Below are 15454 nucleotides of genomic sequence, written 5' to 3'. Positions count from 1 at the left end.
TTCCAGATGCTGTTCCAGATGCTGTTCCAGCAATTGAATCTGCTGAGCACGCGCGGCGTGTTCCAGCAGGATTTCACGGACAACCCAAGCGGACACAGTTTCCAGCTGCATATCCCACTTCGTGAATCCGCCGAGGTCCGTACCTTCCCAGCCGACGATCACCGACGTACTGTAATGCCGAGGCCAGATGCAATGCTCGGCCATGCTCTTATCATGTGGCCAAGTCAGCTCAATCGCACAGCCAGCCACCACACTGGGATTACCGTTCACCAGAAGCCGTAGGCCACTTGGTGACGAGTCCGATAGCATGAACTCCTCATCCCAAGGTTTGATCTCCGGCTGCTGGTTCCGTGCCTCGATCCTTGTCCGGGCGCGGCTCATGCTGACACCACAGCGGTGCGATGCTGGGCGCGGTGCAGAGCAAGCAGGACATCCGCAGCCAGGTACTTGCTGCCTTCCAGAGTAACGACGTAAGTGCCTGAGTTTGTGCAGCTACCAGCCACGTCGCCAGCTTCACGGCTGCGCGTACCTGTGGTGCCGTTCCAGCGGTTCCAGCGCAGACCAGACGGCGAGGTTAAGTCGGGGGTAAAAGCGGCGCACATGCCGGACAGGACGGACTTTGTAATTCGTGCTTTCATTTAATGTCTCCAATAGGTGCAGCCCACCCATTGGGCAGGCATCAAGTTCGATTTGGTTTAGGTGCCGCAAGGGCTTGGGCGATCGTGCGGACGCACAACGCCAGTTCACGGTGTTGCTGGATAAGCGGTTCAATCGCAATGCGGGACTGTTCAGGATCACCAGACAGCAGGGCATCGACGGCAAGCATCAGCGACTCAGTGTCGAGCGCCACGGACCCGGCACGCAGCACGCAGCCACCCTCAAGGCAGTACCGACCGACGACCACTGGCCCCAAGCGGTTCAAGATGGCTTTCTGATCTAGCAGGCGCTGTGTTCGCAGGTGTCGCTGCTGCCAGTTATCAGAGGCTGAATCATCTTTTGACACGTACACGGTCTGACCATCGGGCAGTGTCTTGAACACGCTCGCTACGCGGGCACCATTGCAGGCCCGACACGTAAGGTTCCGAGTGTGCCGCTCGTTCCCGCTGCACTCAGTGCAACACCAGTCCGGATCATCGAACGTCCTAGCACCGGACATAACAGCAGCGTACCGGGCGGGCTTCATTGCCCGCATGCTCTGCAATCGAGCCTCATAGCCGGGGTATCCGAGCCTCATCTTTACTAGGTCGTCAGCGGATGGGTGCTGCCCGCGCCGAAGCGCAGGCCGCTCAGTACTCACACCAGCGCCCGGAGTTTGTCAGCGAAGCCACCGGCAATGACCGGAGTGGGACGTGCCGCGTGCGCACAATCGCGAGCTATACGGCGGCGATCCTCAACCGCACGGTCTTGACCAATGGCGCAGGCTTCAACCGGCATCCAAGTCTGACCGACGTATTTGCTGAGTACCCAACCTTGACCGGGTTTGACTTCAACGCTGTAAGAGCAACCCGCAGTTGCGGTGCCCGTGCCTTCAAACGTGACGGTTCCCCGAGACTGGCAGACGCCAGCCCACTCATCTGCGATGACACGCCAGTCTTGGGTTCTGCCTTGAACCAGCGCAGCAACATTCACGGCAGGGCCAGCAAGGTTCTGAGCCATACCGGCACGGTTGGTATCCACAAGTTCCAGCAGAAACTGGAATTCCTCTGTACTCAAATGCTCAGCCGCGTCGATGGCAGCCAGCTCACCGACAGCAGCCACCCGTAAACGGTCTTGCCAGTCGGTATGGATCGTTTCCGCCGCAGTGCGCTCACGCCCCAGAAGATCCCGGTAGCGGTTCCCGATCAGGCTATTCACACCGTGGGAAGCTAACACCCGCAAGGCGTAACGTAGGTCATCCGCAGTCTTAATGTGGTCGCCCACTACTTGGCGCAGGGCTGCGCTGAGCTTTCCGCCATTGCTGCGCAGGTGACTGGATACGGACTCTCCAGCCGGAACACCGGTAACACGCAGAGAGCGCGGCGGCAGATCGGTGAGAGCACCGGCCAGCGCGATTGCATCGGCTTGCGCCAGCAGCGAGTCCAACGCCGGAACGTCAGGGAAACCGCCGAAGCGCTCGGCAGCAATTGGTGCAGAGGCCGGGGATGTACCGTCGAAAGTCAGCGGGGCCATTAGATCGGCATCGGACAGGCTCGCCAGTGCGGTAAGTTGTGCAGCAGTTGGATTAAATGTGGTCAAAGTGAATCTCCTTATGTGGTGGTGCCGCTGCTTACTGAGCAGGGGTTTCGCGGTACGCCTGAGCGAACGATTGAGACAACTCGACGGATTCGGCATCGGTGCCGGAGTTGCCGAGGTAGTACGAGGCCAACGCCATGTCACCGCGAGTTAGCTCCTTGCCATCGAGAATCTGAGCAAGCTCATCTACATACTTAGCCTTCACCGATGGTCGGGACGAGCTACGCAGGTGACTGGTGAGAAACTCAATGCGAGTGCGTTCCGTGTAGCTCAGGCTGGATTTTTTAGTAGCCACGGGTGTGTCTCCTTATCAGGTGATTGGGGGGGGGTCGGGATTGGTACAGCGGGAATTGGCCGGGGCCAGGGTGACTCTGTGACGGATCAGTAACCGTGCTGGGCGAGATTCTGCACGCCGGGGCCGGGAGTCCAGCCAGCCGGGGCAAGGTTATGCAGCACACCCTCAGCGTCTGCCAGCTCCAGCAGCAAACCCACTTGCGCGAACAGGGGCCACGTGGGGTTCTGCTCAGCAAAGACCTTGAACGACCGGCAGCCGGTGGCAGCGATAACGTGCTGGATGTTCAAACCCATCTGTTCAGCGTACCGAGCAAGGCGAGTGCCAGTGGCTGGAATCCACCAGTCGGGCAGGAGCATCCCGCGTTTACTGGCTTGCTCAGTCCAGTACGTGGTGTCGTCCTTGTGGAAGTCCAGCTTTAGGTTCTCGCGGGCAAACTCTTGAGCGGCTTCCCGGTCTGCGTACACCTCAGCAGCGCGGCGGGTGCTTGGGCGTGGTTTGGTGCATTTAATCAAGGTGTTCATTAGTGCCTCCATTGGTCGAAACAGGCACAGCGCTGCGCAAGAACACACGATCTCCCTCCGAACACGCTGTTATGCATATTCAGGACGATCATCGATTCTTGTGCAGCGAGACGCTGGTTCTGGGTAGTGTTTACGGGGGTTTACAGGAAGGCCCGGTCGCGTAAAGCGTCAGGCGGCGTTGCGGATTACAGCGGGTGGTCAGGGCGAACAGGAAGCCGAGGGCTTCCATTCGAATAGGGTGCCAGCGTCTGCGAAGGAGTACACAGCGCTGGCTACTGTTCTGACGACCAATCAGAACAGCGGGGAAAGGGTGCCGATTAAACGGCGGGATTACTCGTCTTCATCATCATCGATAGTGCCTTCGTTGTACCGTCGCAGCCAGTACGCCTCAGGCGTCTCATACGGCGCCTCTTGAATCCACTGCTGTACATCGGCAAGGGGCTCGCCCAGCTCGGAGGCGATACCAGCAGGCGGCATACCTTCGTGTGCCATGCGGCGAGCTTGGTGCTGGGGCATTAGTTCGGAATCATCAATTATCAAACTGCCGTCGGGGAGGTAGATATGGGTCATGTTGGCTCCATCCAAAGTTAAGAGAAATAGGTACGTAGTACCTTTAGAGTTTGAGTCTATTTCAGGGGTGCCAAAGGGTGCCAAACCTGACACCCAGTTCACTCAAGCTGCTTTGACCCAGTTCCGTACGGTAGATTGACTACGGCCAATGCGGCCAGCAATTGCCTTGTAGCCTAGCCCTTCCGTGTGCAGGCGTAGTGCCTCAGCCCTTGGATCGACTCCGGCATCATCTACAGCGTGTCGCGCATCCATTGCCGCTAGACGTGCTTCCAGTTCTGCAATACGGCGGGCGTGGTCGGCCTCGCTTTGCTCAAGTCGAGCCAGTCGGGCTTGTGTCTTCATGTTCACAGCGATTCCTTCAAGGCTTCCCGATAGAGTGTCTGCGGCCATTCGCATGTACTCCCGTTTGCCTTCGCTCTGGATCATCCGTTGGGCGTTCTGGTGATGCGCGTGCTTCTGCAATGCTTTCTTGACCTTGCGACGTGCGCCGGTCTTGCTGGCAATCCGTGCGGTTTCCTCAGCAGGGACACCGGCATCCAGCAGTGCTATACGGGGTTGGGTGTTGCCCTCTGCATCAATCACCAGCAGCACAGCAGCATCAACGGTTTGTTGGCTTGCTCTGTACCGACCAACATGCTCAGCGGCACAAGCCTTGTAGAAAGCCTGATCGGCTCGGAGCTTCGCTAGATACGCCTCGCGGGATTTACTGACGCGGGTCTTGCCGGTGTGTTCAGCGAACAGGTCCGCTACTGCTTTGTACGCCGGTACTTGTTCGTAAGCTTTGTTCACTTCGGAGCCAGCGTTCAAAGCGTCCCACCACACGCGCTGCTGAGCGCTCATTCCTACGGTCGGGTCTTGGAACATCGGCTCCAGGTCGTTCGTATCTAAATCGGTCAATTCGTCAGTCTCCTTGTGTTGGTCTTCCTCTCGTAGGCTCTGGTACTTGAGAAGGGAGGACCGCAGCTAGTGCAGACATCCTTCCCCTGTCCATTAAGTGCGAAAGCATTGCTCAGTGGTGTTGCTAGCCTTCACTTGTACTAGTAGCGTCCTGCTATTGCGAAGCCTCTAGATCAATGGTTCTAGCGGTGCTGTTCGGGGCGCGGTTCCAGCTGTCCCAAGTGCGTTGCTGGGGTTCTCAGCTTGGAATCAGTTCCCGCACTTTCTCCAACAGCTCACGCGGTCGGTCCAAAGGCTGGCTCCCGCCGTAAATGCTGGTGGCTTTCGATCCAGCAGCGGTATGGCCGAGTACACCACCGACTTCCTCCGCCGTAGCACCCACAGCCCGCAGAAGGTCCGCGCAGGTGTGACGCTGGCTGTACAGCGACAGCCCATCCCCCTCGCCAAGCAGACGGTTGAACACCCGCGACACGTTCCGCACACGCTGGCGAATCCGTCTGTCACGCTGGACAGGGGTAGCATCAGCAGCGATTCCAAGGCCTGCAAGCACCTCTCGGAACATCCCAGCATCATCAGCGTGCACAGGTATATCCCGGCGGGCAGCGGCGTTCTTACCACCAGTCAGGGCGGCCATAAACACCAGCTCGCGGTTGCCGAGAATATCCACGCGATACCCCAACGCATCCGGCCCCTCTTGCAGCAGCTCACCGGGCCGTAACCCGTACCGAGCCAACAGGACTACCGTTGAGTAATGCACAGGAACCTGCCGCTGCATCTCAGCGTGTAGGTTCAGCATCCGCTCCAAGGGAATACTTGAGCGCTGGTTCACGTTCATCCCGCCACCGGATCGGACGGCTCTAGCGACTGCGCCAGTCCTCGGCAAGGCGATACCCTGCCAGCCGGGAACCCTGCGCAGCACAGTGATTAATCCCGCAGCGTCACCGTGCACAGACGTGGCCTTACCGCCCGCCTCTAACCGCTCAGCACAGTACTGCATCACCCGCTCAAGCTGCTCCGCTTGAGTGCTAGGCCATGCAAGTACACGGCGCGTGAGGCTTTTTATCTTGCTCACCCGGCTAGGCCCTACGCCTTCGTAGTAATCCTCAAGCACCGACTGGAACACCGCCTCGGTGACGGTATCGGGCATTGGCACGGCAGCGGTAGCAGGAGCAGCAGCCCCGCCCGGTGCAGGTGAGTCGAACCGTGGGGGATTCCCAGCCAGAGTGTCGTCCAGTGCCCGCAACATAGCCCGAGCTTGTACAGGGTGTATGTCCAGACCCGGCAACACCAGAGTCCCTCGGGCATGCGCCTCAAGGGACGCTCTACGCCATCCAAGCTCCGCTTGCCACCCGGACGACTGCATCCGCTCCGTGATATTCAACGTGAAGCCCCGAACTACGGCGTCAAGATTGTTCAGCACCTCGGCGGCGGTCTGGGCTTGCGTTTTGACCGGAGCAGCTTCTGTGCCCGGCTGTGCTGGATCAGCCGGTACGGCCAGCGCCTCACCACAGATACGGTCAAACTCTACAGACACGGCATGTGATAGCCGCAGCGCCTCCGCCCGATCGGCAGTCCCCAAGGCTTTGCGGTACTCGTTCCGGCCAATCAGGGCGGCTACTTCTGCGGGGAATCGACGGCGGTAGCTGTAACGTCCGTCGCGGCGAGTGAGATAGGACATGGTTTCTCCGTGGCACGTGTCGCAGGCATGCGCCGGTGACGTGTGGCGCATCCAAGCGCTGAATACTGGGGTATGTGGCACAGTGCCGAATCGCTGGAGGCTGTATAGTACAAGGCTCTCAGCCGACCCGACAGTTCCGGAGTGTACCGGGCAGTCAGAGACTGAATAGGCCGTCTGCGTTCACAGTCGACCGGGCGCCGCGTTATAGTCAGCGATGAGATTTAATTCGCCCGCCCTGCTTTGCTCAGGTCGGCGTTACCGTTCGAGGAATTGCAGATGAAGTTCGAAGGCACCAGCGCATACGTCGCTACCGATGACCTCAAGCTTGCGGTCAATGCCGCCATCACGCTGGAGCGGCCACTACTGGTCAAGGGCGAGCCGGGTACCGGCAAGACCATGCTGGCCGAGCAGATGGCCGAGTCCTTCGGCGCGCGGCTGATCACCTGGCACATCAAGTCCACCACCAAGGCTCATCAGGGCCTCTATGAATACGACGCGGTCAGCCGTCTGCGCGACTCGCAGCTAGGTGTGGACAAAGTCCACGACGTTCGCAACTACCTGAAAAAGGGCAAGCTCTGGGAAGCCTTCGAATCCGAAGAGCGGGTGATTCTGCTAATCGATGAAATCGACAAGGCCGATATCGAGTTCCCCAACGACCTGCTGCAAGAACTCGACAAGATGGAGTTCTACGTTTACGAGATCGACGAGACGATCAAGGCCAAGAAACGCCCGATCATCATCATTACCTCCAACAACGAGAAAGAACTGCCGGACGCCTTCCTGCGCCGCTGCTTCTTCCACTACATCGCCTTCCCCGACCGCGTCACCCTGCAAAAAATCGTCGACGTGCACTACCCGGACATCAAGAAGGATCTGGTCAGCGAAGCGCTGGACGTGTTCTTCGATGTGCGCAAGGTGCCGGGCCTGAAGAAAAAACCTTCGACCTCCGAACTGGTGGACTGGCTGAAACTGCTGATGGCCGACAACATCGGCGAAGCCGTGCTGCGCGAACGCGATCCGACCAAAGCCATCCCGCCCCTGGCCGGCGCGCTGGTAAAGAACGAGCAGGACGTGCAATTGCTTGAGCGTCTGGCGTTCATGAGCCGTCGCGGCACTCGCTGACACTCCTTTTTTACGATCTCAAGGGCGACAGCCATGCTGCTCAACCTGTTCAATGAAATGCGCGCAGCCAAGGTCCCGGTCTCGGTACGCGAGCTGCTCGATCTGATCAACGCGCTGAAACAGCGGGTGATCTTCGCCGACATGGACGAGTTCTATTACCTCGCCCGGGCGATTCTGGTGAAGGACGAACGGCATTTCGACAAGTTCGACCGGGCGTTCGGCGCCTATTTCAATGGCCTGGAAAAGCTCGACGATCACCTTCAGGCGTTGATCCCCGAAGACTGGCTGCGCAAGGAATTCGAGCGCAGCCTGAGCGATGAAGAACGCGCACAGATCCAGTCCCTCGGCGGCCTGGACAAGTTGATCGAGGAGTTCAAGAAACGCCTCGAGGAACAAAAGGAACGACACGCCGGCGGCAACAAATGGATCGGCACCGGCGGCACCAGCCCGTTCGGTTCCGGCGGTTTCAACCCGGAAGGCATTCGGGTCGGTGATGCCGGAAAACGTCAGGGCAAGGCGGTCAAGGTCTGGGATCAGCGCGAGTACAAGAACCTCGATGATTCGGTCGAGCTGGGCACGCGCAACATCAAGGTCGCCCTGCGTCGCCTGCGCAAATTCGCTCGCCAGGGCGCGGCGGAAGAGCTGGATATCGATGGCACCATCGACCACACCGCCCGTGACGCCGGGCTACTGAATATTCAGATGCGCCCGGAGCGGCGCAACACCATCAAGCTGTTGCTGCTGTTCGACATCGGCGGCTCGATGGACGCCCACGTGAAGATCTGCGAAGAGTTGTTTTCGGCCTGCAAGACCGAGTTCAAGCATCTGGAGTATTTCTACTTCCACAACTTCATTTATGAATCCGTGTGGAAGAACAACATGCGCCGCAGCTCGGAGCGGACCTCGACCCAGGACCTGCTGCACAAATACGGCGCCGACTACAAAGTGATTTTCATCGGCGACGCCGCCATGGCGCCCTACGAAATCACCCAGCCCGGCGGCAGCGTCGAGCACTGGAACGAAGAAGCCGGTTATGTGTGGATGCAACGTTTCAGGGAGAAATACAAGAAGCTCATCTGGATCAACCCGTACCCGAAAGACACCTGGGGTTACACCGCCTCGACCAACATCGTGCGTGAGCTGGTCGAAGATCAGATGTTCCCGCTGACCTTGCGTGGGCTGGAAGAAGGGATGCGGTTTTTGTCGAAATGATGGGGTGATGGCCAAAAGATCGCAGCCTGCGGCAGCTCCTACACAGGCTGCGATCTTTTCGGGCTCACGCAAATCTACGCAAATAACTCACCTGCTGCTGATGCGCCGTCTCCTGCACCACCGGCGTCAACCGCACTTGCATACCCGGCAGACACTGCGCCAGCCGCGCCAGCGCCAATGGCGTCAACGCTCCCAACCGCGGATAACCACCAATGGTCTGCCGGTCATTGAGCAGCACGATCGGCTGCCCGTCCGGTGGCACCTGAATCGCCCCCAGCGGGATGCCTTCGGAGATCATCGGCTGCCCCTGGTACTGCAACTCCGGCCCCTGCAAACGAATGCCCATGCGATCGGCGCGGCTGTCGACCGTCCAACTGCTGTTGAAAGCATCGAACAGGCTTTGCCCGCTGAACTCGCCGATCTGCGCGCCCAGCACCACCTCCATTGGCAGATTCAGTTTGAAATCCGGGATCTGTTCACGAGGCAGTTCGCGCACATTAATAGCCGGCCGCAAGTAACTCAGCTCGGCACCTTTGGCCAACGCCTGGCCAAAACCATCAAGCCCCCCCAATTCTTCACGCACCACCGTGGCACAACTACCCAACACGCTGGTCGCGGCGAATCCCCCTGGCGCAGCGAGATAAGCTCGTGCCCCGAGCTGCGGCTGGGTGAACTGCAGGCGCTGGCCCTGCTTCAGGCTGAAAGCGCGCCACGGTGCCAGAGGCTGGCCGTCGAGTTGCGCGCCAAGATCGGCCCCGGCCAACGCCAGGCAGCAATCGTCTTGCGCCACCAGGGTAAAACCACCGAGGGTGATTTCGACCACTGCCGCGTCCAGCGAGTTGCCCAGCAGCCAATTGGCCCAGGACATCGACACCCAATCCAGCGCCCCGCCCTGAGTCACTCCCAGATGCCGCACACCAAAACGCCCGGCGTCCTGCAGCAGACACAACGGTGTGCTGGCTTCGATCAATAGTCGGCTCATGCCAGGTTCTCCAGCGGCGTGTCATCACCGCCCAGGCGGATGAATTCTGCATGGTTGATGGCCTCGAAACGCACGGTGTCGCCCGGTTGCATCAGGCTATAGCCGTCACGTTCGCGGTCGAACAGTTTGCTCGGAGTGCGCCCGATCAGGTTCCAGCCACCCGGAGACACCACCGGATAAGCAGCGGTCTGGCGCTCTGCAATGCCGACACTGCCAGCCGCTACGCGCTTGCGCGGTGTACTCAAGCGCGGTGCGGCCAACGCTTCTTCCACCAGGCCCATAAAGGCAAAACCCGGCGCAAAGCCCAAGGCGAAAACCTGATACTCGCGCTCGCTGTGGCGGCGAATCACTTCGTCGACCGCCAGGCCGCTACGCAGGGACAGCAGGTTCAGTTCAGGCCCGACGCTCAGGTCATACCAAACCGGCAACACGTGGCACTGGCCGCGGGTCTGCGGGTTCGGCGCCAGGTCGGTCAAGGCTTCGGCTATCAGTTCTCGGGCCTGTGATGGCATCAGTGCGATCAGGTCGTAATGCACCATCAAGGTCGTGTAAGACGGCACCAGATCGATCAGATACTCGCCGAAACCGGCGCGCAACCGCTCGGTGGCGGCGAGCATCCATGGCATATTGTCTTCAGCAATGACCTCAAACAGACGCACCATCAGGCAATCGATCGCCACCACTTCAATCTGTGGCTTCATGGTTGAGTCTGCTGGTTCAAGGCCTCGCGGATACGCCGCACGGCAGCCACCGAACTGGCGTTGTCGCCATGTACGCACAATGTGTTGGCCTGCAGGTGTAAGGCGCTGCCGTCACTGGCGACCAGATTGTCACCACGGGCAATGATCAGTGCTTGTTCAATGATCTTTTCAGGGTCGTGATGCACCGCCCCCGGTAGCTGCCGCGACACCAGGCGCCCGGCACTGTCGTAGGCCCGATCGGCAAACGCCTCGAACCACAGCGACACCCCGTATTCATCGCCCAGGGCTTGAGCCGCGCTGTTATCGCGGGTCGCCATCAGCATCAATGGCAATTGCCGGTCATAGGCGGCCACGGCCTGGATCACCGCACGCAACTGCTCAGGGTTGGCCATCATGTCGTTGTACATCGCACCGTGGGGTTTGACGTAACTCACGCGGCTGCCCTGGGCTCGGCAAATGCCATCCAGGGCGCCGATCTGATAGTGCAACAGGTCTTGAATCTCCTGCGGGGTGCAGGCCATGGAGCGGCGGCCGAAACCCACCAGGTCCGGATAGGCTGGATGGGCACCGATCTGTACGCCGTTGGCCAATGCAAGGCCAACCGTTTTGCGCATGATGCTCGGGTCGCCGGCATGGAAACCACAGGCGATGTTGGCGCAATCAATGAATGGCATCACTTCGGCGTCCAGACCCATGGTCCAGTTGCCAAAGCTTTCGCCGATGTCGCAGTTCAATAGCAGGCGGTTCACGGTGAACACTCCTGTAGGCCTTTGAATATTCTAGTGCGGGACCGTTCGTCAGCGTCCCGCAGATTACCAGCTACTGCGCATCGAGTTGTTTGCCCTGGGTTTCCGGCAGGCTCAAGGCCGCGAGAATCACCACGCCGTAAGAGACCGCCGCGAACACCCCGATCCCCATACCCAGGGAGATTTTCTGGCTGAGCAGGCCGATCAGCAGCGGGAAGAACGCCGCCAGTGCCCGGCCGATGTTGTAGCAGAAGCCTTGGCCTGAACCCCGAATCCGGGTTGGAAACAGCTCAGTCAGGAAGGCGCCCATGCCGCTGAAAATCCCCGAGGCGAAGAACCCCAGTGGAAAGCCCAGCCAGAGCATCACGTCGTTGCTGACCTGCAGCTGGGTATAGAGCACGACGATGATGAAGGAGCCGACCGCGAACAGGATGAAGTTCTTTTTGCGACCCAGAATATCGGTCAGGTAGGCGCTGATCACGTAACCGATGTAGGAGCCGACAATCACCATGGCCAGATAACCGCCAGTACCCAGCACGCTCAAACCCCGCTCGTTCTTGAGGAAGGTCGGCAGCCAAGAGGTGATTGCGTAGTAACCGCCCAAGGCGCCGGTGGTCAGCAACGAGGCACGAATGGTGGTGCTGAGCATGCCTGGAGCAAAGATCTCGTAGAACTTCGCCGGGTTGCTCGGTTCCTGCAGGGCCTTGGCTTCACGATAGATTTCCGGATCCTTGACCAGGCGACGGACGAAAATCACGAAGATCGCCGGCACGATACCCAACAGGAACAGCGCACGCCAGGCATCTTCTGGCGGCAGCAGTGAGAACAGTATCGCGTAGAGAATCGCCGTCAGACCCCAACCCAGCGCCCAGCCCGCTTGCACCATGCCCACCGCCTTGCCGCGATCCTTGGCGCGGATCACCTCGCCCATCAGCACCGCGCCGGCAGTCCATTCACCGCCAAAGCCGAAGCCCATCAAGGTGCGGGAGATCAGCAATTGCTCGTAGTTCTGGGCAAAACCGCAGAGGAAGGTGAAGAAGGCGAACCACAAAACGGTCAGTTGCAGCGTGCGCACGCGACCGATTCGATCGGAGAGAATCCCGGCGACCCAGCCGCCGATGGCCGAAGCGATCAAGGTGCTGGTGTGAATCAGCCCGGCCTCACCGGTGGTGATGCCCCACATGGCAATCAGGGTCGGCACGACAAAGCTGAGCATCTGCGTGTCCATGCCGTCCAGGCCATAGCCGATCTTGCAGCTCCAGAATGTCCGGCGTTCCTGCTGATTGATGTTGCGATACCAGTCGAAGGGACCGGGGCGGGATGCGGGCTTGGCGACGTCGAGGGTGTCGGGCGCACTCATGGCAAAATCTCCACGTTAATTTTATTGGTATTGTTCTGAGCCCCGACGACGCATATCGTGAGGAGGACTGATTTTTGGCACCCATGCCCTCCTGCGTCCAACTAATAAAAACCGCCCCAAGACATAAGAAAAAGTTGATCCCATGAATCTCAAGTTTCTCGAAACCTTCGTCTGGGTAGCCCGGCTCAAGAGTTTTCGCCTGACCGCGGAGAAACTCTTCACCACCCAGGCCTCGATATCCAGCCGCATCGCCGTGCTCGAAGGCGAACTGGGGGTGAAGCTGTTCCTGCGTGATTCGCGCGGAGTGCGGCTGACTCCGGAAGGCTTGAAGGTGCTCGACTACGCCGAACAGATGATGGACACCATGCAGGCGCTCAAGCAGTCGATCGAGACGAGTTCGAGCAAGGTCGGGCGAATTCGCATCGGCGTGATGGACACGGTGATCCATACCTGGCTCAGCCCGTTGGTGGCGGAAATGATGGACACCTATCCCCTGGTGGAAATCGAGTTAGTCGCCGATACCTCACTCAACCTCTGCGATCAGCTGCAAAAAGGCTTTCTCGACATCGCGCTGCAAACTGATCTGCTGCGTCAGGAAACCATCCGCAGCCTGGAGCTGGCGAGTCATCCCATGGGCTGGATCGCCGCCACCAATTCGATCTACAACCGCGAGTACTCGAGTGTCGCCGACCTTGGCCGCGAGCGGATCATCACCTACTCGAAAAACTCCCACCCGCATCAGGAGGTGGTCAGCCTGATGCAGGCCAACGGCGTGACCGCCCCGCGGCTCAACTGCGTGAACTCGGTGTCGGCGATCACTCGTTTGCTGCGCGACGGTTTCGGCATTGCCGCGCTGCCGCCGGTGCTGGTCAGCGAAGAGCTGGCGCGGGGCGAGTTGACCTTGTTGGCGATCGAACAACGCCCGCCGAATCTGCAGGTCGTGGTGTCATGGCGGGTCGGGGTGGAGTTGGTCGAGGAGATAGTGGTGTTGTGTCAGGAAGTCGTGCGCAGTTATGCACAGAAGGTGGGTGAGGGGTATATCGTGTTGAGCAAGCCTTCCAGCAGCTAAAGCGGTAGATCAAAAGATCGCAGGCTACGCCAGCTCCTACACAGGCCGCGCCCGACGCAAATCCCGTAGGAGCTGCCGCAGGCTGCGATCTTTTCGGGCATCACACCACACTACAACCCCTTCAAATCCCGCTCTTCAATCGGCCGGCTCTGGCGCAGGCGTTTGCCGCCGAGCACTACCCAGTCGATCAAGCGAAACAGGCACTCCAGACCGAACGACAGCAGCATCGCACCGCCCAGGCCCCAGCCCATTGCTTCAGGGGTCAGCAGGATCTGATAGCTGTAGCCGTTCCAGGTTTCCTTGCGAATCTCCGGATCGGCGGCCAGAGCCACCTGCAGTACGCGGATGTACCATGGGCCTTGCATGGCCTGGAATTGCTTGTCGAGTGCCAGCTGGCGGCCGAGCAAGGTGCTCAGGCTGTCGGCATCGCTGCGAAACACCGGGTCCTCGCTGGCGCGATAATGGTCTACCAACGCCTGCAAATCACCCTTGAAGAACTGCTGGGCAGTGCCCTGAAAGCCGCGCAAACCGGTCTGCGCTTCGATCAAGTGTGCTTCGACGCGCTTGGCGTAGTCGCTGATGAAACCCGGCACTTGCACACCGACCAGCAGGCCGATGGCAAACAACACCAGTCGCAGATAACTGAGCAACATACGGGACGTCCTTATTCGGTCTGGCCCTGACTGACGCATTCGCCGCGCCGCCACAAGCTCCATTGGCCCGGTTCGTAGCGGGTCCAGGTCTCGTTTTCAGTCAAGGGTTCGGTGGCAATCACCGTCACCACGTCATTGGGCGTGGTTTCTGCCTGGAAGTCGACGATCACATCGACATCCTTCAAGCGCGCCGGGCCAAAAGGTGCGCGGCGGGTAATCTGGGCAAGCTTGGTCGAGCAATAGCAAAACAACCAGTCGCCATCGCTGAGCAGGCAGTTGAACACGCCTTTGCTGCGGTATTCGGCGCAGGCTGCCACCAGATCCGGGAGCAATTGCTCGACGTCCACCGGTTCGGGAAAGGCCTGGCGCACCCGATTGAGCAAATCACAGAATGCCGCTTCGCTGTCGGTATCGCCGATCGGCCGATAGAAACTGGCGACCGGCTGAAAATCAGCCAACTGGCCGTTATGCGCGAAACACCAGTTACGCCCCCACAACTCACGCACGAACGGATGGGTATTGGACAGGCAGACTTTGCCAACATTGGCCTGACGGATATGGCCAATCACCACTTCGCTTTTAATCGGATAACGCTGCACCAGTTGCGCCACTTCGGAGTCGCAACTGGCCGCCGGGTCCTGGAACAGACGCAAGCCGCGGCCTTCGTAGAACGCGATACCCCAACCGTCACGGTGCGGACCGGTGCGGCCACCGCGCTGCATCAGCCCGGTAAAGCTGAACACGATATCAGTCGGTACATTGGCGCTCATGCCCAATAACTCACACATGCTCGGACTCTCGCTTCAATGCAGGACGGAGTTACAAACGCGGTTCGACCCGCAAGCGCTGGGGGTTGCCCGGAACGGGTGGACGACCATAGCGGTCATCACCGGCGGCACCACCGAAAGGTTGGTCATCCTCGGGCTCCTGCGCCGACGCCACCGCTTTCGCCGCAGCGGCCTGTTCCTTGCGGGCGTTGGAGGCACGCTCGATTTGCCAGCGAATCAGGGCAAATATGAGGTAGATACCAAAGGCGATGATGCCGTACATGAACAGGTCAGAGACCGCGCGCCAGGCGTTATTGCCGACCTTGAACAGCAGGTCCAGCGCAGTAATGGCCAGGGCCGGGGCGAACTTTTCCTTCACCGGGTCGATAATGGTCGGGGTGAACAGCAGCACGGCCATCAGCAAGCGCAATGGCTCACGCAACCAGCGCCACATCCAGCGGGTCATGCGCATCCACACCAACAGGCAGCCTAAAGCGGCAAAGGCGTACAGGCCCCAAGCGATCAGATAGTCGTTCTCGGTCATGGTGTCCATGGCAAGGCAGGCAAAGAGGCGCTTATGATAACGGCTTTTCGCATGTCAGGCTGCACCGCCGTCCGCGAACCCTTCTTTTGCACAACGCAGAGAGCC

The 15454-nt window shown here is 59.6% G+C and carries 19 protein-coding genes; 3 read left to right on the top strand and 16 right to left on the bottom strand.

Annotation, left to right across the window (positions count from 1 at the left end):
- The 9 genes from F8N85_RS35310 to F8N85_RS31815 all read right to left on the bottom strand — a co-directional run.
- A partial coding sequence (locus F8N85_RS35310) for a hypothetical protein (RefSeq protein ID WP_224795789.1) occupies positions 1 to 381 on the bottom strand: 381 nt, incomplete at its 3' end.
- Positions 378 to 638 carry a hypothetical protein gene (locus tag F8N85_RS31850; protein ID WP_100783151.1) on the bottom strand — a complete coding sequence of 87 codons (261 nt, stop codon included), beginning with the start codon at positions 636 to 638 and terminating at the stop codon, positions 378 to 380. The genes F8N85_RS35310 and F8N85_RS31850, both read right to left, overlap by 4 nt.
- Positions 639 to 679: 41 nt before the next feature.
- Complete coding sequence (locus tag F8N85_RS35305) at positions 680 to 1039, bottom strand: hypothetical protein (RefSeq protein WP_224795776.1); 360 nt, start codon at positions 1037 to 1039, stop codon at positions 680 to 682.
- A gap of 254 nt (positions 1040 to 1293) precedes the next feature.
- The gene (locus F8N85_RS31840; RefSeq protein ID WP_224795788.1) at positions 1294 to 2235 is read right to left on the bottom strand and encodes a hypothetical protein; all 942 of its coding nucleotides are present in this window, start codon (positions 2233 to 2235) and stop codon (positions 1294 to 1296) included.
- A 31-nt stretch (positions 2236 to 2266) separates the two neighbouring features.
- A complete protein-coding gene (locus F8N85_RS31835) occupies positions 2267 to 2527 on the bottom strand; it encodes a hypothetical protein (RefSeq protein ID WP_150807398.1) in 261 nt (86 codons plus the stop codon).
- An 86-nt stretch (positions 2528 to 2613) separates the two neighbouring features.
- Complete coding sequence (locus F8N85_RS31830; protein WP_150807397.1) at positions 2614 to 3048, bottom strand: hypothetical protein; 435 nt, start codon at positions 3046 to 3048, stop codon at positions 2614 to 2616.
- Positions 3049 to 3378: 330 nt separating this feature from the next.
- Positions 3379 to 3618: a hypothetical protein gene (locus tag F8N85_RS31825; RefSeq protein WP_150807396.1), complete on the bottom strand. Its 240-nt coding sequence runs from the start codon at positions 3616 to 3618 to the stop codon at positions 3379 to 3381.
- A 102-nt stretch (positions 3619 to 3720) separates the two neighbouring features.
- On the bottom strand, positions 3721 to 4515 hold the full coding sequence (locus F8N85_RS31820; protein WP_150807395.1) for a helix-turn-helix domain-containing protein: 795 nt from the start codon (positions 4513 to 4515) through the stop codon (positions 3721 to 3723).
- A 238-nt stretch (positions 4516 to 4753) separates the two neighbouring features.
- On the bottom strand, positions 4754 to 6193 hold the full coding sequence (locus F8N85_RS31815; RefSeq protein WP_150807394.1) for a DUF6538 domain-containing protein: 1440 nt from the start codon (positions 6191 to 6193) through the stop codon (positions 4754 to 4756).
- 276 nt (positions 6194 to 6469) lie between these two features.
- Between F8N85_RS31815 and F8N85_RS31810 the strand changes: the two genes are divergently transcribed.
- Positions 6470 to 7315 carry an AAA family ATPase gene (locus F8N85_RS31810; RefSeq protein ID WP_150807393.1) on the top strand — a complete coding sequence of 282 codons (846 nt, stop codon included), beginning with the start codon at positions 6470 to 6472 and terminating at the stop codon, positions 7313 to 7315.
- Positions 7316 to 7348: 33 nt separating this feature from the next.
- The gene (locus tag F8N85_RS31805; protein ID WP_150807392.1) at positions 7349 to 8527 is read left to right on the top strand and encodes a vWA domain-containing protein; all 1179 of its coding nucleotides are present in this window, start codon (positions 7349 to 7351) and stop codon (positions 8525 to 8527) included.
- Positions 8528 to 8591: 64 nt separating this feature from the next.
- Here F8N85_RS31805 and F8N85_RS31800 read toward each other — a convergent pair whose 3' ends face one another.
- The 4 genes from F8N85_RS31800 to F8N85_RS31785 form a co-directional block, all read right to left on the bottom strand.
- The gene (locus F8N85_RS31800; protein WP_150807391.1) at positions 8592 to 9509 is read right to left on the bottom strand and encodes a biotin-dependent carboxyltransferase family protein; all 918 of its coding nucleotides are present in this window, start codon (positions 9507 to 9509) and stop codon (positions 8592 to 8594) included.
- A complete protein-coding gene (locus tag F8N85_RS31795; protein WP_150807390.1) occupies positions 9506 to 10210 on the bottom strand; it encodes a 5-oxoprolinase subunit B family protein in 705 nt (234 codons plus the stop codon). The genes F8N85_RS31800 and F8N85_RS31795 overlap by 4 nt, the downstream gene beginning before the upstream one ends.
- Positions 10207 to 10959, bottom strand: coding sequence for a 5-oxoprolinase subunit PxpA (locus F8N85_RS31790; protein WP_150807389.1), 753 nt, complete (start codon positions 10957 to 10959; stop codon positions 10207 to 10209). Before F8N85_RS31790 ends, F8N85_RS31795 begins: the two co-directional genes overlap by 4 nt.
- A 70-nt stretch (positions 10960 to 11029) precedes the next feature.
- A complete protein-coding gene (locus F8N85_RS31785) occupies positions 11030 to 12316 on the bottom strand; it encodes an MFS transporter (protein WP_150807388.1) in 1287 nt (428 codons plus the stop codon).
- A gap of 142 nt (positions 12317 to 12458) precedes the next feature.
- Between F8N85_RS31785 and F8N85_RS31780 the strand changes: the two genes are divergently transcribed.
- Positions 12459 to 13385, top strand: a complete 927-nt coding sequence (locus F8N85_RS31780; protein ID WP_150807387.1) for a LysR family transcriptional regulator — start codon at positions 12459 to 12461, stop codon at positions 13383 to 13385.
- A 110-nt stretch (positions 13386 to 13495) separates the two neighbouring features.
- Here the strand turns inward: F8N85_RS31780 and F8N85_RS31775 are convergent, their stop codons facing one another.
- From F8N85_RS31775 to F8N85_RS31765, 3 genes are read right to left on the bottom strand one after another with little or no spacing between them, the layout of a single operon-like run.
- Positions 13496 to 14038 (bottom strand): DUF2937 family protein, encoded by a 543-nt coding sequence (locus F8N85_RS31775; RefSeq protein WP_150807386.1) that lies wholly within the window; start codon positions 14036 to 14038, stop codon positions 13496 to 13498.
- Between the two features lie 11 nt (positions 14039 to 14049).
- On the bottom strand, positions 14050 to 14826 hold the full coding sequence (locus F8N85_RS31770) for a class II glutamine amidotransferase (RefSeq protein ID WP_150807385.1): 777 nt from the start codon (positions 14824 to 14826) through the stop codon (positions 14050 to 14052).
- 31 nt (positions 14827 to 14857) lie between these two features.
- Positions 14858 to 15358, bottom strand: a complete 501-nt coding sequence (locus tag F8N85_RS31765; RefSeq protein WP_150807384.1) for an MFS transporter — start codon at positions 15356 to 15358, stop codon at positions 14858 to 14860.
- Positions 15359 to 15454 lie beyond the last annotated feature (96 nt).

This window comes from Pseudomonas fluorescens (assembly GCF_902497875.1).
Classification (GTDB): Bacteria; Pseudomonadota; Gammaproteobacteria; order Pseudomonadales; family Pseudomonadaceae; genus Aquipseudomonas; species Aquipseudomonas fluorescens_BR.
Note: the sequence above shows the minus strand (reverse complement) of the source record. Positions and strands in the feature narration are given on the sequence as shown.